Annotated in this window: 19 protein-coding genes; 7 read left to right on the forward strand and 12 right to left on the reverse strand. The window is 65.0% G+C overall.

What is annotated here, in order from left to right; all coding sequences use genetic code 11:
* Positions 1-212: 212 nt before the first annotated feature.
* The gene (locus tag BI327_RS32955) at positions 213-1,445 is read right to left on the reverse strand and encodes a cytochrome P450 (protein ID WP_076865548.1); all 1,233 of its coding nucleotides are present in this window, start codon (positions 1,443-1,445) and stop codon (positions 213-215) included.
* A 147-nt stretch (positions 1,446-1,592) separates the two neighbouring features.
* Here BI327_RS32955 and BI327_RS32960 point away from each other — a divergent pair, with 147 nt between their 5' ends.
* The gene (locus BI327_RS32960) at positions 1,593-2,207 is read left to right on the forward strand and encodes a TetR/AcrR family transcriptional regulator (RefSeq protein ID WP_076865549.1); all 615 of its coding nucleotides are present in this window, start codon (positions 1,593-1,595) and stop codon (positions 2,205-2,207) included.
* 2 nt (positions 2,208-2,209) lie between these two features.
* On the opposite strand, the gene BI327_RS32965 is transcribed toward BI327_RS32960, so the two are convergent.
* Positions 2,210-3,502: an MFS transporter gene (locus BI327_RS32965; protein WP_076865550.1), complete on the reverse strand. Its 1,293-nt coding sequence runs from the start codon at positions 3,500-3,502 to the stop codon at positions 2,210-2,212.
* A 700-nt stretch (positions 3,503-4,202) separates the two neighbouring features.
* Here BI327_RS32965 and BI327_RS32970 point away from each other — a divergent pair.
* Genes BI327_RS32970 through BI327_RS32980 form a run of 3 tightly spaced genes read left to right on the forward strand, consistent with a single transcriptional unit; the run spans position 4,203 to position 7,937 of the window.
* Entirely contained in the window at positions 4,203-5,975 is a 1,773-nt protein-coding gene (locus BI327_RS32970; protein WP_076865551.1) for an adenylate/guanylate cyclase domain-containing protein, read from the forward strand.
* A 43-nt stretch (positions 5,976-6,018) separates the two neighbouring features.
* The gene (locus BI327_RS32975) at positions 6,019-6,900 is read left to right on the forward strand and encodes a phosphatase PAP2 family protein (protein ID WP_083742302.1); all 882 of its coding nucleotides are present in this window, start codon (positions 6,019-6,021) and stop codon (positions 6,898-6,900) included.
* Positions 6,897-7,937 carry an A4/G1 family peptidase gene (locus BI327_RS32980; RefSeq protein WP_159450501.1) on the forward strand — a complete coding sequence of 347 codons (1,041 nt, stop codon included), beginning with the start codon at positions 6,897-6,899 and terminating at the stop codon, positions 7,935-7,937. The genes BI327_RS32975 and BI327_RS32980 overlap by 4 nt, the downstream gene beginning before the upstream one ends.
* A gap of 75 nt (positions 7,938-8,012) precedes the next feature.
* Here BI327_RS32980 and BI327_RS32985 read toward each other — a convergent pair whose 3' ends face one another.
* The 7 genes from BI327_RS32985 to BI327_RS33015 form a co-directional block, all read right to left on the reverse strand.
* The gene (locus BI327_RS32985) at positions 8,013-8,756 is read right to left on the reverse strand and encodes an ABC transporter ATP-binding protein (RefSeq protein ID WP_076865554.1); all 744 of its coding nucleotides are present in this window, start codon (positions 8,754-8,756) and stop codon (positions 8,013-8,015) included.
* Positions 8,737-10,536: a branched-chain amino acid ABC transporter ATP-binding protein/permease gene (locus BI327_RS32990; protein WP_076865555.1), complete on the reverse strand. Its 1,800-nt coding sequence runs from the start codon at positions 10,534-10,536 to the stop codon at positions 8,737-8,739. The genes BI327_RS32985 and BI327_RS32990 overlap by 20 nt, the downstream gene beginning before the upstream one ends.
* Positions 10,536-11,393: a branched-chain amino acid ABC transporter permease gene (locus BI327_RS32995; protein WP_076865556.1), complete on the reverse strand. Its 858-nt coding sequence runs from the start codon at positions 11,391-11,393 to the stop codon at positions 10,536-10,538. The genes BI327_RS32990 and BI327_RS32995 overlap by 1 nt, the downstream gene beginning before the upstream one ends.
* Before the next feature lie 19 nt (positions 11,394-11,412).
* Complete coding sequence (locus tag BI327_RS33000; RefSeq protein WP_245335003.1) at positions 11,413-12,609, reverse strand: ABC transporter substrate-binding protein; 1,197 nt, start codon at positions 12,607-12,609, stop codon at positions 11,413-11,415.
* A gap of 207 nt (positions 12,610-12,816) precedes the next feature.
* Positions 12,817-13,794 carry an NAD(P)-dependent oxidoreductase gene (locus BI327_RS33005; protein WP_076865557.1) on the reverse strand — a complete coding sequence of 326 codons (978 nt, stop codon included), beginning with the start codon at positions 13,792-13,794 and terminating at the stop codon, positions 12,817-12,819.
* A gap of 12 nt (positions 13,795-13,806) precedes the next feature.
* A complete protein-coding gene (locus tag BI327_RS33010) occupies positions 13,807-15,663 on the reverse strand; it encodes a TRAP transporter large permease (RefSeq protein WP_076865558.1) in 1,857 nt (618 codons plus the stop codon).
* 9 nt (positions 15,664-15,672) lie between these two features.
* Positions 15,673-16,704 carry a TRAP transporter substrate-binding protein gene (locus BI327_RS33015; RefSeq protein ID WP_076865881.1) on the reverse strand — a complete coding sequence of 344 codons (1,032 nt, stop codon included), beginning with the start codon at positions 16,702-16,704 and terminating at the stop codon, positions 15,673-15,675.
* Positions 16,705-16,876: 172 nt separating this feature from the next.
* Between BI327_RS33015 and BI327_RS33020 the strand changes: the two genes are divergently transcribed.
* Positions 16,877-17,626 (forward strand): FadR/GntR family transcriptional regulator, encoded by a 750-nt coding sequence (locus tag BI327_RS33020; protein ID WP_245335004.1) that lies wholly within the window; start codon positions 16,877-16,879, stop codon positions 17,624-17,626.
* Between the two features lie 208 nt (positions 17,627-17,834).
* Here the strand turns inward: BI327_RS33020 and BI327_RS33025 are convergent, their stop codons facing one another.
* A complete protein-coding gene (locus BI327_RS33025; RefSeq protein WP_076865560.1) occupies positions 17,835-18,119 on the reverse strand; it encodes a hypothetical protein in 285 nt (94 codons plus the stop codon).
* Positions 18,120-18,325: 206 nt separating this feature from the next.
* Between BI327_RS33025 and BI327_RS33030 the strand changes: the two genes are divergently transcribed.
* Entirely contained in the window at positions 18,326-19,057 is a 732-nt protein-coding gene (locus tag BI327_RS33030) for a cytochrome c biogenesis CcdA family protein (RefSeq protein WP_083742303.1), read from the forward strand.
* A gap of 251 nt (positions 19,058-19,308) precedes the next feature.
* On the forward strand, positions 19,309-21,003 hold the full coding sequence (locus BI327_RS33035) for a SulP family inorganic anion transporter (RefSeq protein WP_076865562.1): 1,695 nt from the start codon (positions 19,309-19,311) through the stop codon (positions 21,001-21,003).
* Between the two features lie 75 nt (positions 21,004-21,078).
* Here the strand turns inward: BI327_RS33035 and BI327_RS33040 are convergent, their stop codons facing one another.
* Positions 21,079-21,471 carry a hypothetical protein gene (locus tag BI327_RS33040; protein ID WP_076865882.1) on the reverse strand — a complete coding sequence of 131 codons (393 nt, stop codon included), beginning with the start codon at positions 21,469-21,471 and terminating at the stop codon, positions 21,079-21,081.
* 198 nt (positions 21,472-21,669) lie between these two features.
* Entirely contained in the window at positions 21,670-23,094 is a 1,425-nt protein-coding gene (locus BI327_RS33045; RefSeq protein ID WP_076865563.1) for an FAD-binding oxidoreductase, read from the reverse strand.
* Positions 23,095-23,185 lie beyond the last annotated feature (91 nt).

Here is a 23,185-nt window from a genome sequence, read left to right on the forward strand (position 1 = left end):
GGTGTCTCCCTTTGAGCCCGCTCCGCGGCAGCCTCCTCATGCTGAACGCTTTGCCAACCCTTGGCCGGAGCAGCCCAAATATAGAGACAAGTATGGCGAAGTCACAGCGGCTTTACCGCTGCGACGTCAGCTGGAACGTGGATTTCCGTTCAAGCGTGCGTGCGCGCCGGCTGCTGCGGCAGGGATCGCCGCCCTGCCGCAGATCCGGGATATTACCAGCTCGCGGGGAGCCGCTTCAGGCCGCGCAGCACGAAGGTCGGCCGCCACTCCGGATTTTCCGCGTCGTCGAGCCGCAGATCGGGGATCCGGCGCAGCAGCGTCGAGATCGCGATTTCGGCCTCGATCCGCGCCAGCTGGGCGCCGAGGCAGAAATGGATGCCGCCGCCGAACGACAGCGGCTTCACGTTCGGCCGCTGGATATCGAGCCGCTCGGGATGGTCGGGATAGACCGCCTCGTCGTGATTGGCTGAGCCGAGCAGGCACAGCACGCTCTCGCCCTTCGGGATGCGCTTGCCGCCGAGATCCTCGATATCTTCAAGCGCGACGCGGCCGGTCAGTTGCACCGAGGAATCGTAGCGCAGGAACTCCTCGATCGCGTTGGTGATCAGGCCGGGATTGGCCTTCAGCAGCGCGAGCTGGTCCGGGTTGCGGAACAGGGCGAGCAGGCCGTTGCCGATCAGGTTGACGGTCGTCTCGTGGCCGGCGCCGAACAGCAGGATGATGTTGGCGGTCAGTTCCTCGTTGGTCAGCTTCTGGCCATCCTCCTCGGCCTGCACCAGTTGCGTGGTGAGGTCGTCGCCAGGCTGCTTGCGGCGCAGCTCGAACAGCTGGTGGAAATACATCGCCGCCATCGCGTTGCCGGCATTGCCCTGCTTGATCTCCTCCGCCGACAGCGGCACCGGCTCGAGCAGACGGCCACCGTCGCGCGAGCCGTTGTAGAAGGCCTCGCGATGCTCCTCGGGGATGCCGAGCATGTCGCAGATGATGGTCACCGGCAGGCGGAATGCAAAGTCCTCGATCAGGTCCATCCGCCCCTGCGGAATGATGCGGTCGAGCGTCTCGTCGACGATGTGCTGGATGCGCGGGCGCATGTCTTCGACCCGGCGTGCGGTGAAGGCCTTGACGACGAGACCGCGCAGCCGGGTGTGATCCGGCGGATCCTGCTGCAGCATCCAGTGGCTCATGCTGCGGATCACCGGCTCGTCCATGATCTTGGGGCCGTAGCGGCGGATCGTGCGCTCGACATAATCCTTGCCGAACCGCTTGTCGCGCAGCACGAGGCTCGCCTCGGCATGCCGGCTGGCGACGAAGGCGCCATGCGCATTGACATGCATCGGATCGAGCCGGCGCAGCCGTTCATAATACGGATAGGGATTGCGAATGAATTCGGGCGCGAGTGGATTGAAAAGCGGCTCGCCGCTCGCCGGCTGAACTTGCTCGTTCATGGTGACCTCGTTCGCTCGAGGCGCCGGTGCTGTACCTGGCGCGCCTTGGTGTCATCCTCAAGGCCGCGCAACAACGGCGCTGCCATTCTGGTATCTGCAACTCGATACACTCTTGTATTGAGTTGCATTGTGCCCTAAAATGCGACGATGTCAAGGGTTCGAACCAGGCCGACACGGGACGACACCTGCGAGAAGCTGTTCGAGGCAGCGGCGCGGGTGTTCGAGGAACAGGGCATTGGCGGCGCCAGCATCGAGGCGATTGCGGCCGCAGCCGGGTTCACCCGCGGCGCCTTCTATTCGAACTTCAACAGCAAGGACGAGCTGATCATCGCGATGCTCGAGGATCACGTCGATCAGTCGATCCGGCGATGTCTCGACCTGCTGGCCCAGCACCAGAACCTCGCCGACTTCATCGAGGCGCTGCGGACCATGGATCGCAGCCGGCAGGATCCGCTCGGCCGCTCCCCGCTGCTGCACATGGAGATGATCCTGTTTGTCGCACGTGCGGAAAAGCGGCGGCCCGAACTGGCAAAAAGGCTGCGCGCGCGGCGCAAGCTGATCACCGATATCGTCGCGACCACGGGGAAGAATGGCGGCCGCAACGGGGCGCTCAACCCGGAATGGACCGGCGCGATCGTCCTTGCGCTGGAAGACGGTTTCCGGCTGCACCGCCTGATCGATCCGGACACCACGCCGGCCGACAGCTTCCTGCGCGCGATCACCGACCTGCAGCGCGCGATCGGCGTCTCATCGGTCCGATAAGTTCAGGCGGCGCTTGCGGCCTTGTGCATCTGTCCGGCGACGGCGCGGACCTTGCGCGGCGACGCCTGCCAGATCGCGAACGCCGACAACAGGCTGACCGCGATCCCGAGCAGGAACGCGCTGGTATAGCTGCCGGAGAGGTCATAGAGCTGGCCGGTGATCCAGGGACCGGCGGCGCCGCCGGCGAGCGCGGCCAGCATCACGGTGCCGAAAATGCTGCCGTAGTGCTTGCCCTGGAAGATCTCGAGCACCACCGGCCCCATCACGGATGTCAGGCCATAGCCGAGCGCGCCCTGGGTGAACACCATGAGATAGATCAGTGTCATGCTCGGCCAGAATTTCAACGCGGCCAGCGCAGCGAAGCAGATCACGAAGCCGAAGCAGGAGATCGCCCACACCCATTCGCGGCCGATGCGATCTGAGAGGTGCCCGAGCCAGATCTGGCCGGGAATACCGAGCAGGCTGACGACGCCAAGCGCCCAGACGCCGACATTGGAGCTGAAGCCGATGTCGAGCAGGAATTTGGTCTGGTGCACCTGGACGGCATACCAGATGTACAGGCCGCAGAAATAGCCGATCGCGATCCACCAGAACCGCGCGGTGCGCAGCGCCCGCGGCAGCGTCCAGTCGGTGCCGGCCCATACCGGATCGACGATGTTCGACGCCGGCCTGGCCGACGTCGCGGTCGGCGCGGCATCGCCGTCCGGCTGCAGGCTGATGTCCTCCGGCCGCTTGTGCAGCAGCAGATTGATCGGCGCGAGCACGACCAGCACCATGATCCCCATCGCGGTGCAGGCGGTGCGCCAGCCGGTGTGCTCGATCATGTGCTGCACCCATGGCAGCAGCGTCACCGAGCCGATGCCGACGCCGGCGAAGGCGAGCCCGATCGCCAGCCCGCGGCGCCGGATGAACCAGTTCGGCACGAACAGCGATTGCCCGGAATAGCCGAGGCAGACACTGCCGGAGCCGACCAGCACCCCGATGGTGAGATAGAGATGCCAGGGCTGCGTGGTCAGCGGCGCCAGCAATAGTCCCGAGCCCATCAGCAGCACGCCAAGCTCCATCACCGCGCGCGGCCCGCTGCGGTCCATCAGCCGGCCGATCAGCGGGCTCGCAATCGCCGAGGCGACGAAGCCGAACGAGAATGCGCCCGCAGTGACGCCGCGCTCCCAGCCGAATTCGGAGATGATCGGCGGATAGAACAGCGAGAACGCCGTTCGTGCGTTGACGCCGATCGCCATGGTGACGAACGTCACCGCGACGATGATCCAGCCGTAGAAGAAGGGAAGTCGCATGAGGGTCTTCGCTGCCGGGGTCGGAGGACGAATACTTGTTTCAGCCCGCGCCCGCCGACGGTCAAGCCCCATGGACCGACAAGGTGGTTTCAGCGGCGGGTATTCCACCAGACCGCGTCAATTCGCTCGATCAACGGTCCGTATTGTGTGAAGCAATTCATAGACAGTCAGGCCTGGCGCGGCAGACTCGCGCGCAATGTCGAACACCCTCGCCATCTCGGCTGACCTTCCGTTGCCCGCGGGAATTCCGTTCCCCCTCCATCGAACGACCGGCAGCACCGGATACGACGATGATGATCGCTCCAGCGGTAACACCGCGCTCCCGGCCAAACCCGCCCATCGTTGGCGGGAAGAAACGAGAACACTGTTCTCCGCATTGACGCAGATCAATGGCGGCGAGTTTTCGCCGCAAGATGATCCAGCCATGAAGTCAAGGGACGCATTTGCGTTGCATACGCAAGGCGCCAATGCCTGCTTGGCCCGCACCGTCCCACCCGTCGGGAGTATCGCAATTGCGCATCCACGGACACTCCCTCAAGGATTGCAAACACCATACTGTACCAGCCCACCCGATTGGCACACCTCGGGATCAAGCCTTCCTTTATGATCTTGATGACGATATTCTTTTGGCATTGGTGTTCTGTTGCTTGTGCCGGATTTTAGTCGCGTATCAGTAAAATTTTGCAGAAGTATCAATAGTATGATGACCCCATCGGTCCCGGAAGTTCGCCGGCGTCTTGCGGCAATCCTTGCGGCAGACGTCGTCGGATATACGCGCTTGATGGAGGCGCATGAGGAAAACACCCATACCCGGCTGATGCGATTACGCTCGGAAGTCCTCGACCCGGGCGTTACGGCGCAGAACGGAAGGATCGTCAAGAATACCGGCGACGGCTTCCTTGCGACATTCGATACCGCGCACGATGCAACACGCTGTGCGCTCTCCCTGCAGGAAAAGGTCGCGTTGAATACGGCGGGGATGCCCGCTGATGAGCGCATCAGCTTTCGCATAGGATTGAACGCCGCGGACATCATCGTTGAAGAAAACGACGTCTATGGCGAGGGCGTGAACATTGCAGCACGCCTGCAGAATTATGCGCCGGCCGGCGGCATTGTCGTCTCGGGCGCCGTCGCGGAGCAGATCGGCCGGGATTTCGGCGTCAGTGTGATTGATCTTGGCGATCTGCATCTTCGCAATATGGGCCGCCCCGTCCGCGTGTATGCGCTGCATCCATCCATGCAACCCGCCAAGCTTGTTGGTGAAGCGCTGGCGGACTCCGAACCTCGCCCCTCGATTGCCGTTCTGCCGTTCCGGATGAACCTCGCCACCCCGGACGAGGGGTACTTCGCTGATGGTATTGTCGACGACATCATTCGCGGCCTTGCCGGGCTCAAGGAGCTCTTTGTCGTCTCACGCGGGTCTAGCCTTGGCTTCGGCGGCCGCAATATCGACGTGCGCGAAATCGGGCGCCAGCTCGGAGTTCGCTACGTTCTCTACGGAGGCGTGCAGAGGACGATGACCTCGGTCCGTATCGTGACCGAACTCAGCGACGCCGAGTCGGGCGAAGTCATTCGTTCGGATTTGCACGAAGGCGACATTCGCGAATTGTTTGCGCTTCAGGACCGGATCGCCATCAATGTCGTCAGACAGATCGCGCCGCAGGTTCGCGAGCGTGAGCTGATGCGATCGATGCGCAAGCATCCGCAGAACCTGACCGCCTACGATCTCGTGCTGCAGGCGCTCGATTTGCTGTACCGGATGGACTACGATTCCTTTTCCAGGGCGCGCGGCCTGCTCGAGCAAGCCATTTCATACGACCCCAATTTTGCCTTGGCCTATTCCTACGTCGCGCTGTGGTATGTGTTCCGGATCGGAGAAATCGGATCGCCGGATCCCGAGGGTGATGTCATCGCCGGTGCCAGATATGCCAAAGAGGCTATCGATCGAGGCGGCGACGATGCGTTCGCGCTGGCGGTGTATGGTCACGTCCAGTCGTTCCTGCTGCATGATTTTCAGAGCGCAAGGATAGCCCTCGACCGCGCCATTGCCGCCGGTCCGAGTTCAGCCATGGCCTGGACCATGGCGAGCGCAACATCCGGCTTTCTGGGTGATGGCCCTGCCGCCCTGCGCCAGGGTGAGCAGGGCGTCCGGCTGTCGCCGCTCGATGCGCGCTCGTTCTGGCATGAGGGCTTGTTCGGCCAGGCTCACTACGTGAATGGCGATTATGAGCAGGCGTTGGAGTGGGTGCGTGGCGCATTGAACCGCAACGGACTTATTCGCTTCAATCACCGCCTGCTCATCGTCACGCTCGGTGCCCTGGGCCGTCGTGTGGAAGCCGCGGAGGCGGCACGCCGTTATCTGGAAATTCAACCCGGATTCCGCATTTCGTCTTACGCGCCGCACTGCCCGTTTCGTGGCGATGCATTGGAAACCTGGCTCGGCCACCTGCGATCGGCGGGGCTTCCTGATTGACTTGGATTGCTGACGACAACTGCCGACAGAGGGAGAGACGTCGATGACAGGCAACACAGGTAATACAGGTAACACGGGCAATACCGGAAACACCGGCAATACCGGAAACGTCGGAGGGGGTGGTTGGTTTATTTCAGACCGCGTCGACTTGCCGTTCGTCACAAGGCTCGACCCCGCGGGCACGGACGAGCTTGGCACCCTGCGGAAGACGCCGCCGGCGAATTTCGGCAGCCGACAATGGTCTGCAAACTGGTATGCGTGGCGCGTCTTGCATCAGTTCATCGCCAAAGTCCCCACCTGGGCAGCAACCATCGATGCTGACGCCACCTTCACACAGATCCGGACCGACCTGATCGCCAACTATGCCGCCCAGATCGATAACCTCGTGCTCGCCGCGCGGGATGAACGGCCGGACGCCATGGGCCTGATCCTCTCGCAGGATGGCGAGTTCTTCACCGATTTCCTGGCCGTGCTGACCGCCAGGCCCGGATCGCATACGCAAACCTGGCGCCTGTTGAATATCGCGAGTTTGATTGGGTCCTTTGCTGCATTGTATTTCAAGGGCAAGTACGATTTGCCCCGGCCGTCGCAGATTTGTCCCGCATTGCTGCCGCCGATCCAGGTCCCCGGCCACTCGTCCTGGCCGAGCGGGCATTCCACCCAGGCGCATTTCATGAAGAACTGCATGCTCAGGGTGTTCGCCGCAACGGCGATGTCTGCGGCCGACCAGGCCGTATGGAAATCCGACCTGTCGATCCTGGCGGATTCGATCGCCCGAAACCGCGAGATTGCCGGCGTGCACTATCCGAAGGATTCGGAAGGTGGTGCCAGAATCGCCGACTTGCTGGACACCGCCATCCTGACCCCGACCGTCGTGCCGATGTTTGACGACGCGATCGCGGCTGCGGCAGGCGAATGGCCATGAGCGACCGGGACGGGCAGAGCCCGACATACGACACCGAAAGCCTGAAGAAGGCCATCAAGGATTCGACGACCAGCGTTCTTCCTCCCACCGGATTTCGCACCCTGGTCGCGTCCCAGGACGAGCTGAAGTCGCTCGGTTTTCCAAGACGACCGGACCCGGTGCTTCAGCCGGCCGAGTATGCGTTCTGGCAGAAGATGTTTGGTCCGACGGTGGCGTTCGAGGCGTTCGATTTCCAAGTGCTTTCGCCCGTCACTGCGGGCCTCCGCCGATCATTCGACCAATCGCCGCGGCGGGAGAGCAGCCTCAACTGGTCCGGTGCCTACATCACGCCAAGGGATGGAACCGTATTCTCGTCGGTCTGGGGCAAGTTTCAGGTGCCGACGCCAACCCGGCCGGCTAACGGCCGGGCCAGCGACAGATATTACAGTTCGACGTGGATCGGCTTTGATGGACAACGTCGGTATTACAGATCGACGCTGCCGCAATTTGGCACCGCGCAGCACATCGACCCCGCCACCGGCGTGGGGGGCAGCCCGACGACAACGTTCTCCGCGTGGTGGCAATGGTGGGTAAGGGACGACCCGGCCCAAGCGTTTCCCAAAACACTTGTGTCCCCGAAGATCCATGCCGGCGATCTGATCATGTGCCTGATGCAGGTAGCGCCGGATCGCACCAAGGTGTCGTTCGCGATCACGAACCTGACGACCAGTCGCTCCGTGCAGTTCTCTCAAACCGCCCCCCTTACCAACCTGGGACGCCCCTTCAAAATTCCCGGCGCAACGGCGGAATGGGTGATGGAGAGGTCGGCCGCCCCGGGGAATCCGACCCCGATGCAGCTCCCGGACTATGGTACGGTGGTCTTCCACGACTGCGGCGCGTCAGCAATCAACATGGATACCGGAGCGACGGTGGAGCGCAATCTCTCCGGCGCGAAGCTCATCGATATGTACGTCGTGAAGGAGAACCCGGAAAGGACCGAGAAGCCCTCCATTGCGAAGCCAGTCGATTCGACGGAATTCCTGACCTACTTCCGCTAGCTAGCGTTCGACATGGCACACCCGCCGGCCGCAGCGGGTGCGGGGCTCGGCGCCGAAGAAATTGGAACGACTACGCTACGCCAACGCGTGGCTCTCATGGCCGAAATAGGCGCGCTCGAGCCGGTGTGCGAGGTCGCTTTCGCCGGTCACAGCCTCAAGCGCGATCGCACCCTGCACCAGCGCGTAGACACGATCGGCACAGGCCAGCGCCTTCTCGAGCAGCTGCTCGACCAGCAGCACGGAGGTGCCCTGCTCGCGCAGCCGGCCGATCACGTTGAGAACGCGATCGACCAGCACCGGCGACAGTCCCGCGGATGGCTCGTCGAGCATCAACAGCCGCGGCCGGCGGACCAGCCCCTGCGCCACCGTCAGCATCTGCTGCTGCCCGCCCGAGAGCGCACCACCGCGCTCATGGCGCTTCTCGGCGATCTCCGGGAAGAACGACAAGGCTTCTTCGATGCGCACGGCGCGTTCGGCGCGCGGCAGGTCGTAGCCCGCGAGCAGCAGATTGTCGGTCACCGAGATCTGCGTGAACACACGATGTCCTTCAATCACATGCACGAGCCCGGCGCGCGCGGCATCGCGCGGCGTGGCGTTGGTCATGTCGCGGCCGCCGAACCGGACCTGCCCGGCAGTCACGGGCAACAGCCCCGACATCGCACGCAGCAACGTGGTCTTGCCGGCCCCGTTGGGCCCGAGCAGTGCGACGACCTCGCCGGCGGCGATCGTCATGTCGATGCCGTGCAGCACGCGGATCTTGCCGTAGCCGGATTCCAGCGCGTTGACTTTGAGCAAGGGTTCAGCCGCCGAGGTAAGCACTGACGACCTCCTTGTGGACGCGAATCTCCGCCGGCGTTCCCGCCGCCAGCGTGCGGCCGAGATTGAGCACGGTGACCTGGTGGCAGATATCGAAGATCAGATCGGCATGATGCTCGACCAGCAGCACGCCGGTGCCGCGGCCGCAGACCGCCTTGATCAGGCTGGCAAGCCGCTCGATCTCGTCATTGGAGAGGCCTGCGGCGGGCTCGTCGAGCAGCAGGAAATCCGGATCGAGCATCAGGGCGCGGGCGATCTCGATGAAGCGCAGCTCGCTGTGCTGCAACCGATCGGCACGCACGTCGGCGAGCGCCTCGAGCCCAACGACGCCGAGCAGCGCCCGCGCCTTGTCGGCGAGCATCCGCTCGTCGGCGCCGTTGCGCGGCAGTGCGAGCATCGCCTCGACGAAATTCGCCCTGCCCTCGATCGAGCCGCCGATCATGACGTTCTCGAGCACCGAGGCTTCGCCGATCACGCGCGGCGTCTGGAAGGTGCGCGCGATGCCGCAGGCGGCGCGCTCGACCGGCTGGCCCGCGGGCAATACCTTGTCGCCAAGCGTCATGCTGCCGGCCCTCGCGGCGTAATAGCCCGAGATCACGTTCAGCGTCGTGGTCTTGCCGCTGCCATTGGGGCCGATCAGGCCATGAATCTCGCCCGGCACGACATCGAGATCGAGGCCGTCGATCGCCTTCACATTGCCGAAGCTCAGCGCGATGCCGCGCAACTGCAGCGTCTTGCCGCCGTCGCGCCGGCGCACGATGTCGGCGAGCGCGGCCGGGCGCGGAACGATGGCGCGGTTGCTGGCGAGCGGCCGGCGGTTGCGGAAATCGAGCAGCGCCGCGATGCCGCCGGGCATCACCAGCACGATCAGCAGCAGCAGCACCGCGTAGAGGAAGGTCGACCATGCCGCGAGCGGCGCCGCGATCTCGGGCAGGATGGTCAGGATGATGGTGCCGAGCATCGGCCCGAGGATCGAGCCGCGGCCGCCGATCAGGATCGCGATGAAGAACAGCACCGAGAGATCGAAGGTGAAGGCATCGGGCGTGATGTAGGTCTGCAGGGTCGCGAACAGCCCGCCGGCGATCGCCGCCAGCGCGCCGGCGAACAGGAAGATCGCGATCAGCATTTTCGGCTTCGAGATGCCGCTGGCTTCGGCGGCGACCTCGGCGTCGCGCACCGCGATCAAGGCGCGGCCGAACCGGCTGCGCGCGACATTGGCGCTCATCCAGGTGGTCAAGGCGGCGAAACCGATGCAGAGCGCGTAAAAGCCCCACGGCGTATTGAACGGTGCCGGGAATTCCGGACCGGTAATGCCGATGCCGCCACCGGTCACGCTCTGCCAGGCCAGTGCGATCTGGGTCACGATGGTCGCAAAACCCAAGGTCGACATCGCGAAGTAGAAGGTGCGCAGGCGCAGGGCCGGCAGCCCGACGATCACGCCGAAGATCGCGCCGATGAGGCCCGCGACCGGCAGGGCGGCAAACACCGGAATGGCCGGCATCACATTGCCGGCGACCAGCACGCTGGTCGTGTAGGCGCCGAGCGTCAGCAGCGCGACATAGCCGATCGCAAGGTGACCGGCGAAGCCGACTACCAGGTTGAGGCCCGACACCAGCACCCAGTAGATCGCCATGCGGGTGCCGATCAGCACCCAGTAGTCATTGCTGACGAAGGGCAACAGCAAGGCCGCCACCAGAATGCCGAGGAACGGCAGGACGTGCGGCAGCGCGGCGCGCCATGCGCCGCTGTCGGTTCGGAGCGGAGTGGTTGCGACCGACGTCATCACACTCTCCGCGCGGTCGAGCCGCCGAACAGTCCTTGCGGCGCAGCGAGCAGCACCACGATGAACAGCGTGAACACCGCAACCGAGGAGAAGATGCCGCCGACCAGGAAGTTCGCGGCCTGCTGGAACAGGCCGAGCGCCAGCCCGCCGATGATCGCGCCCCTGTTGTTGCCGAGCCCGCCGAGCGCCACTGGCACGAAGCCGTAGAAATTCAGCAGTGCGCCGTTGGCAAAGAAGGCGAGCAGCAACTGCCCGCCGGAAAATCCGGCGATGCCGCCGACCACGCCGGCGAGCGCATAGCTCGCGACGCGCAGATTGCGCTCCGGCAGGCCGAGCGCCCGGGCCGCGAAATTGTCCTCCGCGATGGCCAGGAACGCGCGTCCGACCAGGGTGCGGCGGTAGAGATATTCAAGCCCAATGATGGTGACGGCGCAGGCGGCGACCGGCAGCCAGAACTTTTCGTCCCAGACGCCCTCGCCGAATCCGACGATACGCGGGAACGGCTGCGGCTCGGTGCCCCATTTGATCGCGGTGACCTGCTGGATCATCAGCGCGACCGCGAGCGTCGAGAGCACGTAGAGATGCTGGTCGAGGCTCTTGAGCACCGGTCGCACCGCGACGAATTCGGTGATGACCCCGATCACCGCGCAGCAGAGCAGCGTCAGCACAAAGCCTGCGATGATCGGCAGGCCGAGCTTCAGCGTGAACATCGAGCCGAACACGCCGCCCAGCATCGCAAGCTGGCCGGCAGTGAAGCTCATCACCCGCGAGGTCGAGAACATGGTGTTGTAGGTGACGCCGACCAGCGCGTAGATCGCGCCCGCCGCGAGACCGGATGCAAGGATCGAGGCCAGCATCGGCTGCGCCCTCGCCGTTCTATGTGTATCCCGGCGCCAGCGCGAAAGTGCCGTTCTTGGCCGTGCTCGATTCCGACATCACGATCTCTTCGGTCAGATAACCGTTATGCTCGGTCGGCGAGAAACGGTAATTGCCGAAATAACCGGGATAGGTCGACAGCGAATTCCAGTACTTGATGATGCCGGCGCTGTCGGTTGAGCCGCTTTCCGCGACCGCCTTGGCGATCAGCTCGATGCAGTCGATGCCGCCGGCGACCCACCAGAGCAGCGTATCGTTCAGCGCAATATTGGCCTTGGTCAGCCGCGCGACCAGGTCTTCGCTCTTCGGCGGCAGCTTGCCGGCGCTGTCATAGCTGCAGCTCTTGTAGCCGATCGCATAGACCTTCTTCCAGTTCTCCGGCTTGGCGACCAGGCCTGCAAGCTCGCCCGACGCCATCGAGGGGTGGCCGACGAAGGGAACGTCCCAGTTCATCGCGGCGCGGGTGTTGAACATCCGCGCCTCCATGCCGGTGGAGACGCTCCACACCACGATCGCCTCGGCGCCGGCGTTCTTGGCGCGCAGCATGTCCGGCGTCATGTCAGGCTGCGTGGCATCGACATTGGCCTGATAAGCGACCTCGGCGCCGTCCTTCTTGAACGCCGCGACGGAGGCGCCGACCGCAGTGACGCCATAGCCGGTGGTGTCGCCGATCACGGCGACCTTCTTCACCTTGAGGATCTTGAGGCAATAATTGCGCACGGCATCGTCCCACTGATTGTTCGACGGAGCGATGCGGAATGCATTGGGAAACTTGACCGGGTCGATCAGGGTCTCGACGACGCAAGGGTGCAGGTCGGGCATCTTGGCGCGCGCCATGATCGGCGTGGTCGCCAGCGCCTCGCCGGAATTCAACGGGCCCCAGATCGCGTGCACCTTGGCCTGGCTGATCAATTCCTGTGTGGCATTCACCGCCTTGGTCGGGTCACCCTGGGTGTCGCGCATGACAAGCTCGATCTTGCGGCCTTTCACGCCGCCGGCGCCGTTGATGGCATCGACGGCGAAATTGACGCCGCGGTTGAAGCCGACGGTCGGCGCCGAGCTCGGCCCGGTGATCGCCGCGAGACAGCCGATCTTGATCGGTTCCGATTGTGCGATGGCGGGAGCTGGGAAGGAGAATGATGCGGCGCCCAGTGCGCCGGCGCTGCCCAATAATACGTCACGGCGAGAAACGGCCATGTGATGCACTCCCTGTTTCCCTCTCGGCGCCCGTCGTTTGCTGCGGGACGTCCGTTCATTGATTGTCCGCGCGCTCTTGGTTCTCTTGGTTCTCTTGGTTCTCTTGGTTCTCTTGGTTCTCTTGGGCCGCGGTTTGCAAGATCAAGTTTGGGCTGGATCCAAAGGCCTTGTCCAGCCCCTTCGACGGCATTGGGCGTCGCCGAACTTTCATGGCCGCCGCGCCCAGTGCTCGGCATTGACGGCACCGACAGGTGTGTCCCCGGCAACGATCTTTGCGACCTGGCGCACGGTCTCCGACGATTGATGCTCGATGGCTTGCGGCGTCAGGCCACCGACATGCGGCGTTGCGATGACGTTATGCAGCCTCGCGAGTTCCGGCGTCGGCATCTGGTCGGGCGCGCGGCCGACATCCAGCGCCGCGCCCGCAATGCGGCCATCGCGCAGCGCTTCCGTCAGTGCGGCCTCATCGACGAGGTTGCCGCGCGACAGGTTAATGAAGAACGCGTGCTTTTGCATCCGCGCTAACGCAGCCTCCCCGATCAAATTCTCGGTCTCTGCATTGGCGATCGCGAGGCAGACGACATAGTCGGCGCGCGCCAGGAGATCGTCGAGCGGCAGATGCGCGATCGCCGCATCATCTGACGTCACGAAGGGGTCGGCGATCAGCACGTTCATGCCGAGCACCTTGGCGATCCCGGCCAGATAACGCCCGATGCTGCCGTAGCCGATGATGCCGATCGTGCTGCCCGCAAGCTGCCGGCCCATCACGACCTCGGGCGGCTTGCCCGCGTGATAGTCGGCAGTCGCGCGGGAGACGCCGCGCGACAGGTCGACCATGAAGCCGAGCGCGAGCTCGGCAACCGATTGGACGAAGCCGGCGCTCGCCTGCGTCACCAGCACACCGGCGGCGGATGCCGCCGCGACGTCGATGTTGCGGATATCGACCGCGCAGCGCACGAAGGCACGCAGCTTCGGCAACCGCGGAAAGATTTCGCCGGGCCCCTGCGTCATGCGATCGGCGACGATGATGTCGACGTCGGCCGCGGCCGAGACCAGCGCCGCCGCGTCGAGCGCCTCGTCACCCTCATGCAGCCTGACGTCGGCGACCGCGCGCAGGCCGTTCAGGCTGCGCTCGCCGTAATAGTCGCGGCGCATCTGCGGGGTATGGGCGAGAAGAACCTTCACGATAGCAAACCCCTAGTAGCCGAGCGCGTGCGGCAGCGCTGTGCTGATGGCGGGCACGAAGGCGATCACGAGGAGGCACAGCAACAGCAGGCCGAGATATCCCGTGATCGGCTTGATGGTCTGCTCGATCGGCACATTGCCGATCAGGCAGGCGCCGTAGAGCCCAAGCCCAAGTGGCGGCGCAAACAGCCCGAGCCCCATCGCGATCACGAGCACGACGCCGAAATGCAGGGGATCGATGCCGAGCTTGACGGCGACCGGCAGCAGCAGCGGCCCGAAGATGATCAGCGCCGCGGCGCCCTCGAGCACCGAGCCCATCACCACCAGCACCAGGATCGACAGCAGCATGAACAGCCAGACGCCGTGGCTGCCCGAGATCGCCAGCATGAGGTCGCCGACCGCATGCGGCACCTGCTGCAAGGTCAGGATGAAGGCCAGCGACTGCGCCGCGGCGACGATGAACAGCACCAGTCCCGAGCGCGTTGCCGACTGCACGAAGCAGTGCGCGAGGCTCTTCACGCCGAGTTCGCGGAACAACAGGCTGCCGACGGCAATGGCGTAGACCGCGGCAAAGGCCGAGATCTCGGTCGCCGTGGCAAAGCCGCTCTTGAAGCCGAAGAAGATCATGAAGATCAGCCCGAACGAGGCGATCGCGCCGGTCCACAGGCCGGACACCGCGGCGCGCGGCTCGGCCTCGACGTTAGCAGCGGGACGCTTGCCGAAGATGATCGACACCGCGATCAGCGCCAGCGCCATCAGCACGGCCGGCAGCATGCCGGCGACGAACAGGCCGCCGATCGACAGATTGGCGACGAAGCCGAGGATGATCAGGTTGATGCAGGGCGGAATCGTTTCCGCCATCACGGCGGAGGCGGCGAGCAGCGCCACCGCGCCGCCCGGATTCTGCCGCGAGCGGCGGGCCGCCGGGATCAGCACCGAACCGACCGCGGCGACGTCGGCCATCTTGGAGCCCGAGATGCCGGAGAACAGCACCATCGACATCACCATCACGACGTTGAGCCCGCCGCGCATCCGCCCGACGGCACGCTGCAACAGCTCGATCAGCCGGACCGACATGCCGTTGGCTTCCATCAAATAGCCGACCAGGATGAAGAACGGGATCGCCAGCAGCACGAAATTGTCGATGCCGCGCGCCATCTGCTGGGCGAAGATCACGCCCGGCAGCGTGCCCTCGACCCAGATGAAGATCAGCGCCGCCAACGCCAGCGCAAAGCCGATCGGCAATCCGCCGAACAGAGTGAGGAAGAAGCCGATCAGCATCAGCGCCTGCGACGACGGCACGGACGACGGTGCAAGCGCGTCCCAGGCCAGATAGAGTCCGGCAATGACGGCCGTCGCGACGATGCCCGCCACCATGTCGCGCAGCGGCCGGCCGCAGAACGTCTCGAAGGCGAAGATCGTCATGAACGTCGCGCCGACGCCCATCGGATAGAACGTCCATTCCAGCGGCAGGCCGGAGCCTGAGGTCTGCCCGGTGGTCAGCCAGCCCATCTTGATGGCGTTGAACGCGACGGTTCCGGCAATGATGGTGACGAGCAGCGCGCCGACCGCGTCGACGACGCGCCGCACGGCCTGTGGCAGCATGTTGACGAAGAAGGCGACGCCGAGGTTTTCGCTGCGCGCGAGCGCGCTCGCCGCGCCGAAGAAGCTCGACCCGACCATCAGGCCGCGAGCGACGTCGTCGGACCATTCGACCGGCGCATTGAACAGGTAGCGGGCCAGCACCGAGACGCAGACCACCGCGAGGTCTGCGGCGAGCAGGATCGCGGCGATCGCGTCACTGATGGCGAGCAGCGGCGCGGTGATCCGATCAGTGTGGCTTCTCGTCGCAATCGCGGCGACCGACATGCGCCGACCTCAGGCCTGGGTGGCGCGGATCAGATCGACGACGGCCTTCGCCTCGGGCCGCGCCTTGATGAAATTGTCGGTCTGCGGCAGCACGCGCTTGCGGAACGCCTCCTTGTCGCATTCGACGACCGTGACGCCCTTCTCCGCCAGGGAAGCCAGCGCCTCCTTCTCCACCGCGAGCCCGTGCGCGCGGGTGTCGGCCGCGGCCTTCTTCGCCGCATCGAGGAAGCCGTCGCGCAGCTTCGGAGCCATCCGGTTGAACGTGGTGTCGCTGAAATAGACCGCGAGCGGCGAGAAGATGTGCTGGGTCAGCGCATAGTTCTTCGATGTCTCGTAGAACTTGCTGGCCAGGATGGTCGGCGGATCGTGCTCGAGGCCATCGAGCACGCCGGCCTGCAGCGCCGTATAGATCTCGCCGAACGCCAGCGGCGTCGCGGCCGCCCCCATCAACCGCAGGCATTCGGTGATGATCGGATTGGGCAGCGTGCGGATCTTCAGGCCGGCGAGATCGTCCGGCGTCTTCACCGGCTTCTTCGCCAGCACGCTGCGTGCGCCGAAATTATAGGCCCAGGCGATGATGTGAATGCCGGCGCCCTTGAGCAGCGCAACCTCGATCGGTTTCGCCGCACCGTCATCGAATGCCTTGGTCTGCTGCTGGAAGCTGGTGAAGAGGTAGCCGAGGTCGAACGTGCCGACCAGCGGCACGAGATTGGCCGAGATCGACGAGCCCGAGACCATCAGGTCGATCACCCCGAGCTTCACCGAGTTGATGACGTCGATTTCCTGGCCGAGCTGATTGTCCGGAAAGAAGGTCACCTCGATCTGATCGCCGAGCCCGTTGGCCTTCAGGCTCTTGACGAGGTTGTCGTAGTAGACGCGGCCGTTGGCGTATTTGGGGTCGTTCGGAAGCGACGACGAGCACCGCATCTTCATGGTCGCGGCCTCGGCGCGGCCGATGATGGCGGGCGCGGCGGCGAGCCAGGCCGCGGCACAGGCCGACGACCGCAACACGATGCGGCGGTTCACGTGCCTCGACGTCATGATGGTGCTCCTCCCCAGGAACGGATCGTCTTTGGACCGATCGTCTTTGCCTTGGCCGGCCCGGCTGTCGCGCCAGCTTGGCAGCTCATTTGTCATAATGTATGACAAAATGGAAACGGTTGTGCAAGAGCGCCGCTCGGCGGCGCAGGCTTCAACCCCAGCGAGGCATCCGATGTTCCAGACATCCAACGCATTGCGCCGGAGCGTGCACAGCCAGGTCACCGACCGGGTCGGCAGCAGCATCGTGCGCGGCGAGATCGGCGTCGGCGAGACGCTGCCGCCGGAAATGCAGATCTGCGAGATGATGGATGTCAGCCGCACGGTGGTGCGCGAGGCGATCCGCACCCTGACCGGCAAGGGATTGATCGAGTCGCGGCCGAAAAGCGGCACGCGGGTGCGGCCGCCCGAGCAGTGGAATCAGCTCGATCCCGACGTGCTGCGCTGGCACCTCGAGACCGCGGAGATCGACCGCTACCTGGCCAAGCTGTTCCAGCTGCGCTCGGCCGTCGAACCGGCCGCCGCCGCGCTCGCGGCGGTCCACGCCGGCGAAAGCGACATCGCCCGCATCCGTGCCGGCTGCGACGGCATGGATGCGGCAACGACCAACGAGGACTTCGTCACCGCCGACATCGCGTTCCATCAGTCGATCTATTTCGCGACCCGCAACGAGTTCTTCTGGCCGATCGCCCAGATGTTCGAGATCACCCTGCGCCAAAGCTTCACGATCGCCGCAACCGGCTCGCACCGCCCACGCGCGCTGATCGAGCACCGCGCGGTGCTCGATGCGATTGCGGCCGGCGATGCGGAGGCCGCGCGCGCGGCCACGGTGGTGCTGCTGGCGCATTCCGCCGACGACCTGGTGCGAATCCGCGGCAGGGAGTTCGAGACGACATCGGCGCGTCCCGGCCGCAAGCGGTCATGAGCGCACGCGTCTCCCTACAAGGTCGTCCCGGCCTAGTGCGCAATTGCGCACTATTCGGCGTCATCGCCCGGCTTGACCGGGCGATCCAGTACGCCGCGGCCTCTCGGCTCAAATACTGCTGTCTCTGGAATACTGGATCGCCCGGTCGAGCCGGGCGATGACAGATGAGGATGTGGATGCCGCTTCCTACCGCCGGCCACCGCGTTCGTCAGGACCTGGCCTCGGAGAATTTCCGGCCGACCAGGACGTGCGCGCCGTCGGCCTCGATCCACTCGTCGTGCAGTTCGCCCTCGGCCACGGAAAATATCTGCCCGGACCGATAGACGACGGGTTCACCGGTTTGCCTGACGACAAAAGTTCCTGAGATCACCAGGCCGCGGATCTCGAAATGATGCCGGTGCCGTCCCTTGCCGGGGCGAGGATCGAGCTTCTGAAACTCGATTTCCTGGAAACCGTCGGCCTTCAACTGCTTCTCGAAATCCTGTTCGTTCATGCCGCTCTCCCGTGGATCGGCCGCGCAATCCGCGGAACGATAGCGCCATTTTCCGCACGCTGGCAAACCTTGGCCCGCATCTCCAGACCGCCGCCGGCCCCGCACACGGGCCTGTGACCATAGTTGAATGCGCCGACGACGAAACTTCTGGATTGTTGGCCGCGTAGACGCCAAGACAGAAGCGCTATTCCGCGAAGGTTTCATTGATGCACGACGTCTCGATCCCGGCAGCCTTGATCGCCGGCCTTGTCAGCTTCCTGTCGCCCTGCGTGTTGCCGCTGGTGCCGCCCTACCTGATCTATTTGACCGGCGCGACCATCGAGCAGGTCAACCAGGACGGCGCCACCGCGGCCTCCAAGCGCGCGGTGATGACGGCGGCGCTGATGTTCGTGCTCGGCTTCTCCACCGTATTCGTCGCGCTCGGCGCCAGCGCGTCGTTCGTCGGCGGGCTGGTGCGCGCCTGGTCGGCCGAGCTCTCGATCCTGGCCGGCATCGTCATCATCATCATGGGCCTGCACTTCCTCGGCGTGACCCGGATCGGCCTCCTGATGCGCGAGGGGCGGCTCACCGCACCGAAGCCGGTCGGGCTGTGGGGCGCCTATGTCATGGGCCTGGCGTTCGCCTTCGGCTGGACGCCGTGCATCGGACCGATCCTGGCCGCGATCCTCTCGATTGCGGCCGCGGAGGCCACGGTGACAAAGGGCGCCGGCCTGCTCGCGGTGTATTCCGCCGGGCTCGGCATCCCCTTTTTGCTCGCGGCCTTCATGGTCAAGCAGTTCTCCTCGCTGTTCGCGCGGATGAAGCGCCATCTCGACACCGTCGAGCGGGCGATGGGCGTGCTGATGGTGATCACCGGCATCGGCTTCCTGACCGGCGCGGTCTCTGGTGTGAGCGTCTGGCTGCTGGAAACCTTCCCGGCGTTGCAGAACATCGGCTAGAGCCTGCTTTATCTCCGTCATTGCGAAGAGCGATAGCGACGAAGCAATCCATGCCTCCGCGTACGCGGCTCCATGGATTGCTTCGCGGAGCCTGTCATCGGGCGCGCGTTCGCGCGACCCGTTGGCTCGCAATGACGGCGGCGTATAGCGCCGTCCACCTCACAGACACACGTAAACTCAACACCGCTGGCTTTTGGCCACGCGATGACGGACACTTGCCGACCCCTCGCCGCCAGATGAGTCGGAGACCGATGGCCCAAATCCCCGCGACCCGCGCCAGCTGGCCGGTCTTCCGTTCGCTGGCCGGCTTTCAGCCGAGCAACCTGCCCGGAGATCTGATCGCGGGACTGACGCTCGCCGCGATCGCGATCCCCGAGCAGATGGCGACCGCGCGGCTCGGCGGCTTCTCGCCGCAGATCGGCTTCTTCGCCTTCATGGCGGGCTCGCTCGGCTTTGCGATGTTCGGGGCCAACCGCTTCCTGTCCTGCGGCGCCGATTCCACGATCACGCCGATCTTCGCCGGCGGGCTCGCGCTGATGGCGACGGCGGGCTCGCCCGACTATCAGGCGTTCGCGATGGCGCTGGCGCTGATGGTCGGCGTGATCATGGTCGCCGGCAGCCTGTTCAAGCTCGGCTGGATCGCCAATCTGCTGTCAACACCGGTGACGGTCGGCTTCCTCGCCGGCATTTCCGTCCACATCCTGGTCTCGCAGCTGCCGGGCGTGCTCGGCCTGACCACGCCGGACGGGCCGACGCTCTACAAGCTCGGCGTCCTCGCCGACAAGATCGGCCAGACCAATTTTTACACGCTGGCGATCGGCCTCGGCGTGCTGGCGCTGGTCGCGGGATCGGAGAAAATCAGCGCGCGGATTCCGGGCGCGCTGATCGGCCTCGTCGTGGCCACCATCGCTGTCATCGCCGGCCATCTCGAGAGCAAGGGTGTCAAGGTGGTCGGCACGGTTCCGGCCACGCTCCCGAAGCCGTCGTTTCCGGACGTCGCGCCGGAGCGCTGGATCAAGCTGCTGTCGCTGGCGATCCTGATCGCCGTCGTCGTCATGGTGCAGACCGCAGCGACGACGCGCTCGTTTCTATCCGATCCGGACAAGCCGGCCGACGTCGACCGCGACTTCCTCGGCGCCGGCGCCGGCAGCCTGCTGTCCGGCCTGTTCGGCGCCTTTCCCGTCAATGCCAGTCCGCCACGGACCGGCATCGTGTCGGAGACCGGCGGACGCACCCAGCTTGCCGGGCTGTTTGCCGCGGCGATCGTGCTCGCGCTGCTGGCGTTCGGTGCGACGCTGCTGCAGCATGTGCCCGATGCGGCGCTCGGCGGCGTGTTGCTGTTCGTGGCGCTGCGCATCATCCGCGTGAAGCAGATTGTCGAGATCTTCCGCCAGTCGTTCTACGAATTCCTGCTGGTGGTGGCGACAGCGGCCGCGATCATCGTGCTGCCGATCGAGCAAGGCGTCGCCGTCGGCATCGCGCTGTCGCTGCTGCACGGCATCTGGACCACGACGCGGGGCCGGCTGGTGGAATTCGTCCACGTCCCCGGCACCACGATCTGGTGGCCGGCGGGCCCGCATGTCACCGGCGAGCGCAAGGTGGGCATCGCCGTGGTCGGCCTGCAGGCACCGTTGTCGTTCCTCAACGCGGAAGGCTTCCACAGCGATGTACTCAAGGCCATCAGCGCGGCGACACCGAAGCCGCGTCTGCTGGTGATCGAGGCCAGCGGCATGATCGAGATCGATTTCACCGCGGCGCAGGCACTGCGCGACCTGTTCCGCGAATGCCGCGATGACGGCGTGACGGTGGCGGTGGCGCGGCTGGAATCCTCCCGCGCGCAGGACGCATTCGAGCGCTTCGATCTCTACGAGGTTCTGCCGCGGGACCACGTCTTCCGCAGCGTCGATGAAGCGGTCCGCACGCTCGGCGGAGCCGACAATCCGTAGCCCGGGTGAGCGCAGCGATACCCGGGAAACCGTTCCCGCATATCGCTTCGCTCCATCCGGGCTACGGGGACCACCTCACCCCTGCTCGTCCACAAGCGACGGATGCTCCTTCAGCACCTCCGCCTTGATCGAGCCCGCGTGGATGGCGCGGAACAGCGCCCGCCCGGTCTTGACGTTGTTGGCCTTCATGCAGAGGCCGACGATCTCGCGCACCGCGGAGTCCCGCACCAGCTCGTCGGAGATCTTCATCGCGGTCTCCATCGCGGCCTTGGCGGCGCGCTCGTAGCGATCGCGCTCGATCTGCTGGTTCTTCGGGGAACGCTTGTCGGGCGAGCCGACCGCCTCGGCGCAGCCGGCCGCATCGCGGCAGATCGCACGGATCCTGTGCGCAGCCTCGATGTCGCCGAGCGGCTGCTCAGCGGGATCGTCCCAGATGTCCTTGCGCTTGACCTTGTTGAACAACCACATCGCCGTACCCGAAAGCGCGGCAAGCATAGCTGGCCCTGGTGCAACCTGTGAATGGCAGAGTCTGCGCGACGCCGAGCAAGCCGCGAACTATGGCGCTGAGGTCACACCAAACCGTCCGTTCCACGCGCAATACGCGCCCGGAGCGAGAATCCGTGATCACACGGCGTCACACACGCCGGGCAAGACAGTGCTGCGCGCTCAGGCGGCAGGAACGATCTTTCCGGGATTGAAAATGTTCTGCGGATCGAGCGCGAGCTTCAGCGCCCGCATCGCGTCGAGCGCCTCCACTCCGAGCTCGGCCTTGAGATACTTCTGCTTGCCCTGGCCGATGCCGTGCTCGCCGGTGCAGGTGCCGTCCATCGATTGCGCGCGCTCGACCAGGCGGTGCATGAATTCCTCGCCGCGCGCCATCTCGTCCTTGTTGTTGACGTCGCAGAGCAGCGAGCAGTGGAAATTGCCGTCGCCGACATGGCCGACGATCGGTGACAGCAGATTGAGCCGCGTCAGATCCTCCTCCGTCTCCGTCACGCAGTCGGCCAGCCGCGAGATCGGCACGCAGACATCGGTTGCGACGACGCCGATGCTGTCGCCGGGGCGGAGCGCCTTGACCGACCAATAGGCGTCGTGGCGGGCCTGCCACAATTTGGTGCGGTCCTCCGGCTTGGTGGTCCAGGTGAAGTCACCGCCGCCGCATTCGGCGGCAATGTCGCGGAAATTCTTCGACTGCTCGGCGACCTCGACCTCGCTGCCATGGAATTCCAGCAGCAGCAGCGGCGTCTCCGGCAACGACAGTTTTGAATAGCTGTTGCAGGCTTTCACCTGCGCGGCGTTGAGCAGCTCGATCCGCGCCACCGGAATGCCGGTCTGGATCGCCAGGATCGTCGCCTGGCAGGCGCCGCCTACGGTCTCGAACGAACAGGCAGCCGCCGCGATCGTATCGGGAATGCCGCGCAGGCGGATGGTCAGCTCGGAGATGATGCCGAGCGTGCCTTCGGCGCCGACGAACAGATGCGTCAGGTCGTAGCCGGCCGAGGACTTCTTGGCGCGCGTGCCGGTGGTGATGATCTCGCCGTCGCCGCGCACCACCTTCATTGCCAGCACGTTCTCGCGCATGGTGCCATAGCGCACCGCGTTGGTGCCCGAGGCCCGCGTCGAGGTCATGCCGCCGAGCGAGGCGTCGGCGCCGGGATCGATCGGGAAGAACAGGCCCTGGTCGCGCAGATGCTCGTTCAGCGCCTTGCGCGTCACGCCGGGCTGGATCACACAGTCGAGGTCCTCGGCATGCACCTCGAGCACCTTGTTCATGTCGCGCAGATCGATGCACACGCCGCCCGCCGGCGCGTTGACCTGCCCTTCCAGCGAGGTTCCGGTGCCGAAGGCGATGACGGGCACGCGGTTTGCGGCGCAGATCCGCACCACGTCCTGGATGTCGGCGGTTTCCTGCGCCATGACAACCGCGTCCGGCGGCTGGTTCGGCAGCCAAGTGGTGGTATGGGCGTGCTGTTCGCGCACCGCCTGCGATGTGACGAGCCGGTTGCCGAACCGCGCCGCCAGCGCGTCGATCGCGCGCTTCAGGGCCTGCGGCTCAGGTCGCGTCACATTGCTCGAAATCGTTGTCGCCACGTCAATTTTCCTCCCGGCTTTAGCCGACCGTGGCAAAGCTTGTATAAGGGGTCAAGAGAGCCTGACTTGAAAATGTGGACGCCGGAGTCGC

Source organism: Bradyrhizobium mercantei, assembly GCF_001982635.1.
Classification (GTDB): domain Bacteria; phylum Pseudomonadota; class Alphaproteobacteria; order Rhizobiales; family Xanthobacteraceae; genus Bradyrhizobium; species Bradyrhizobium mercantei.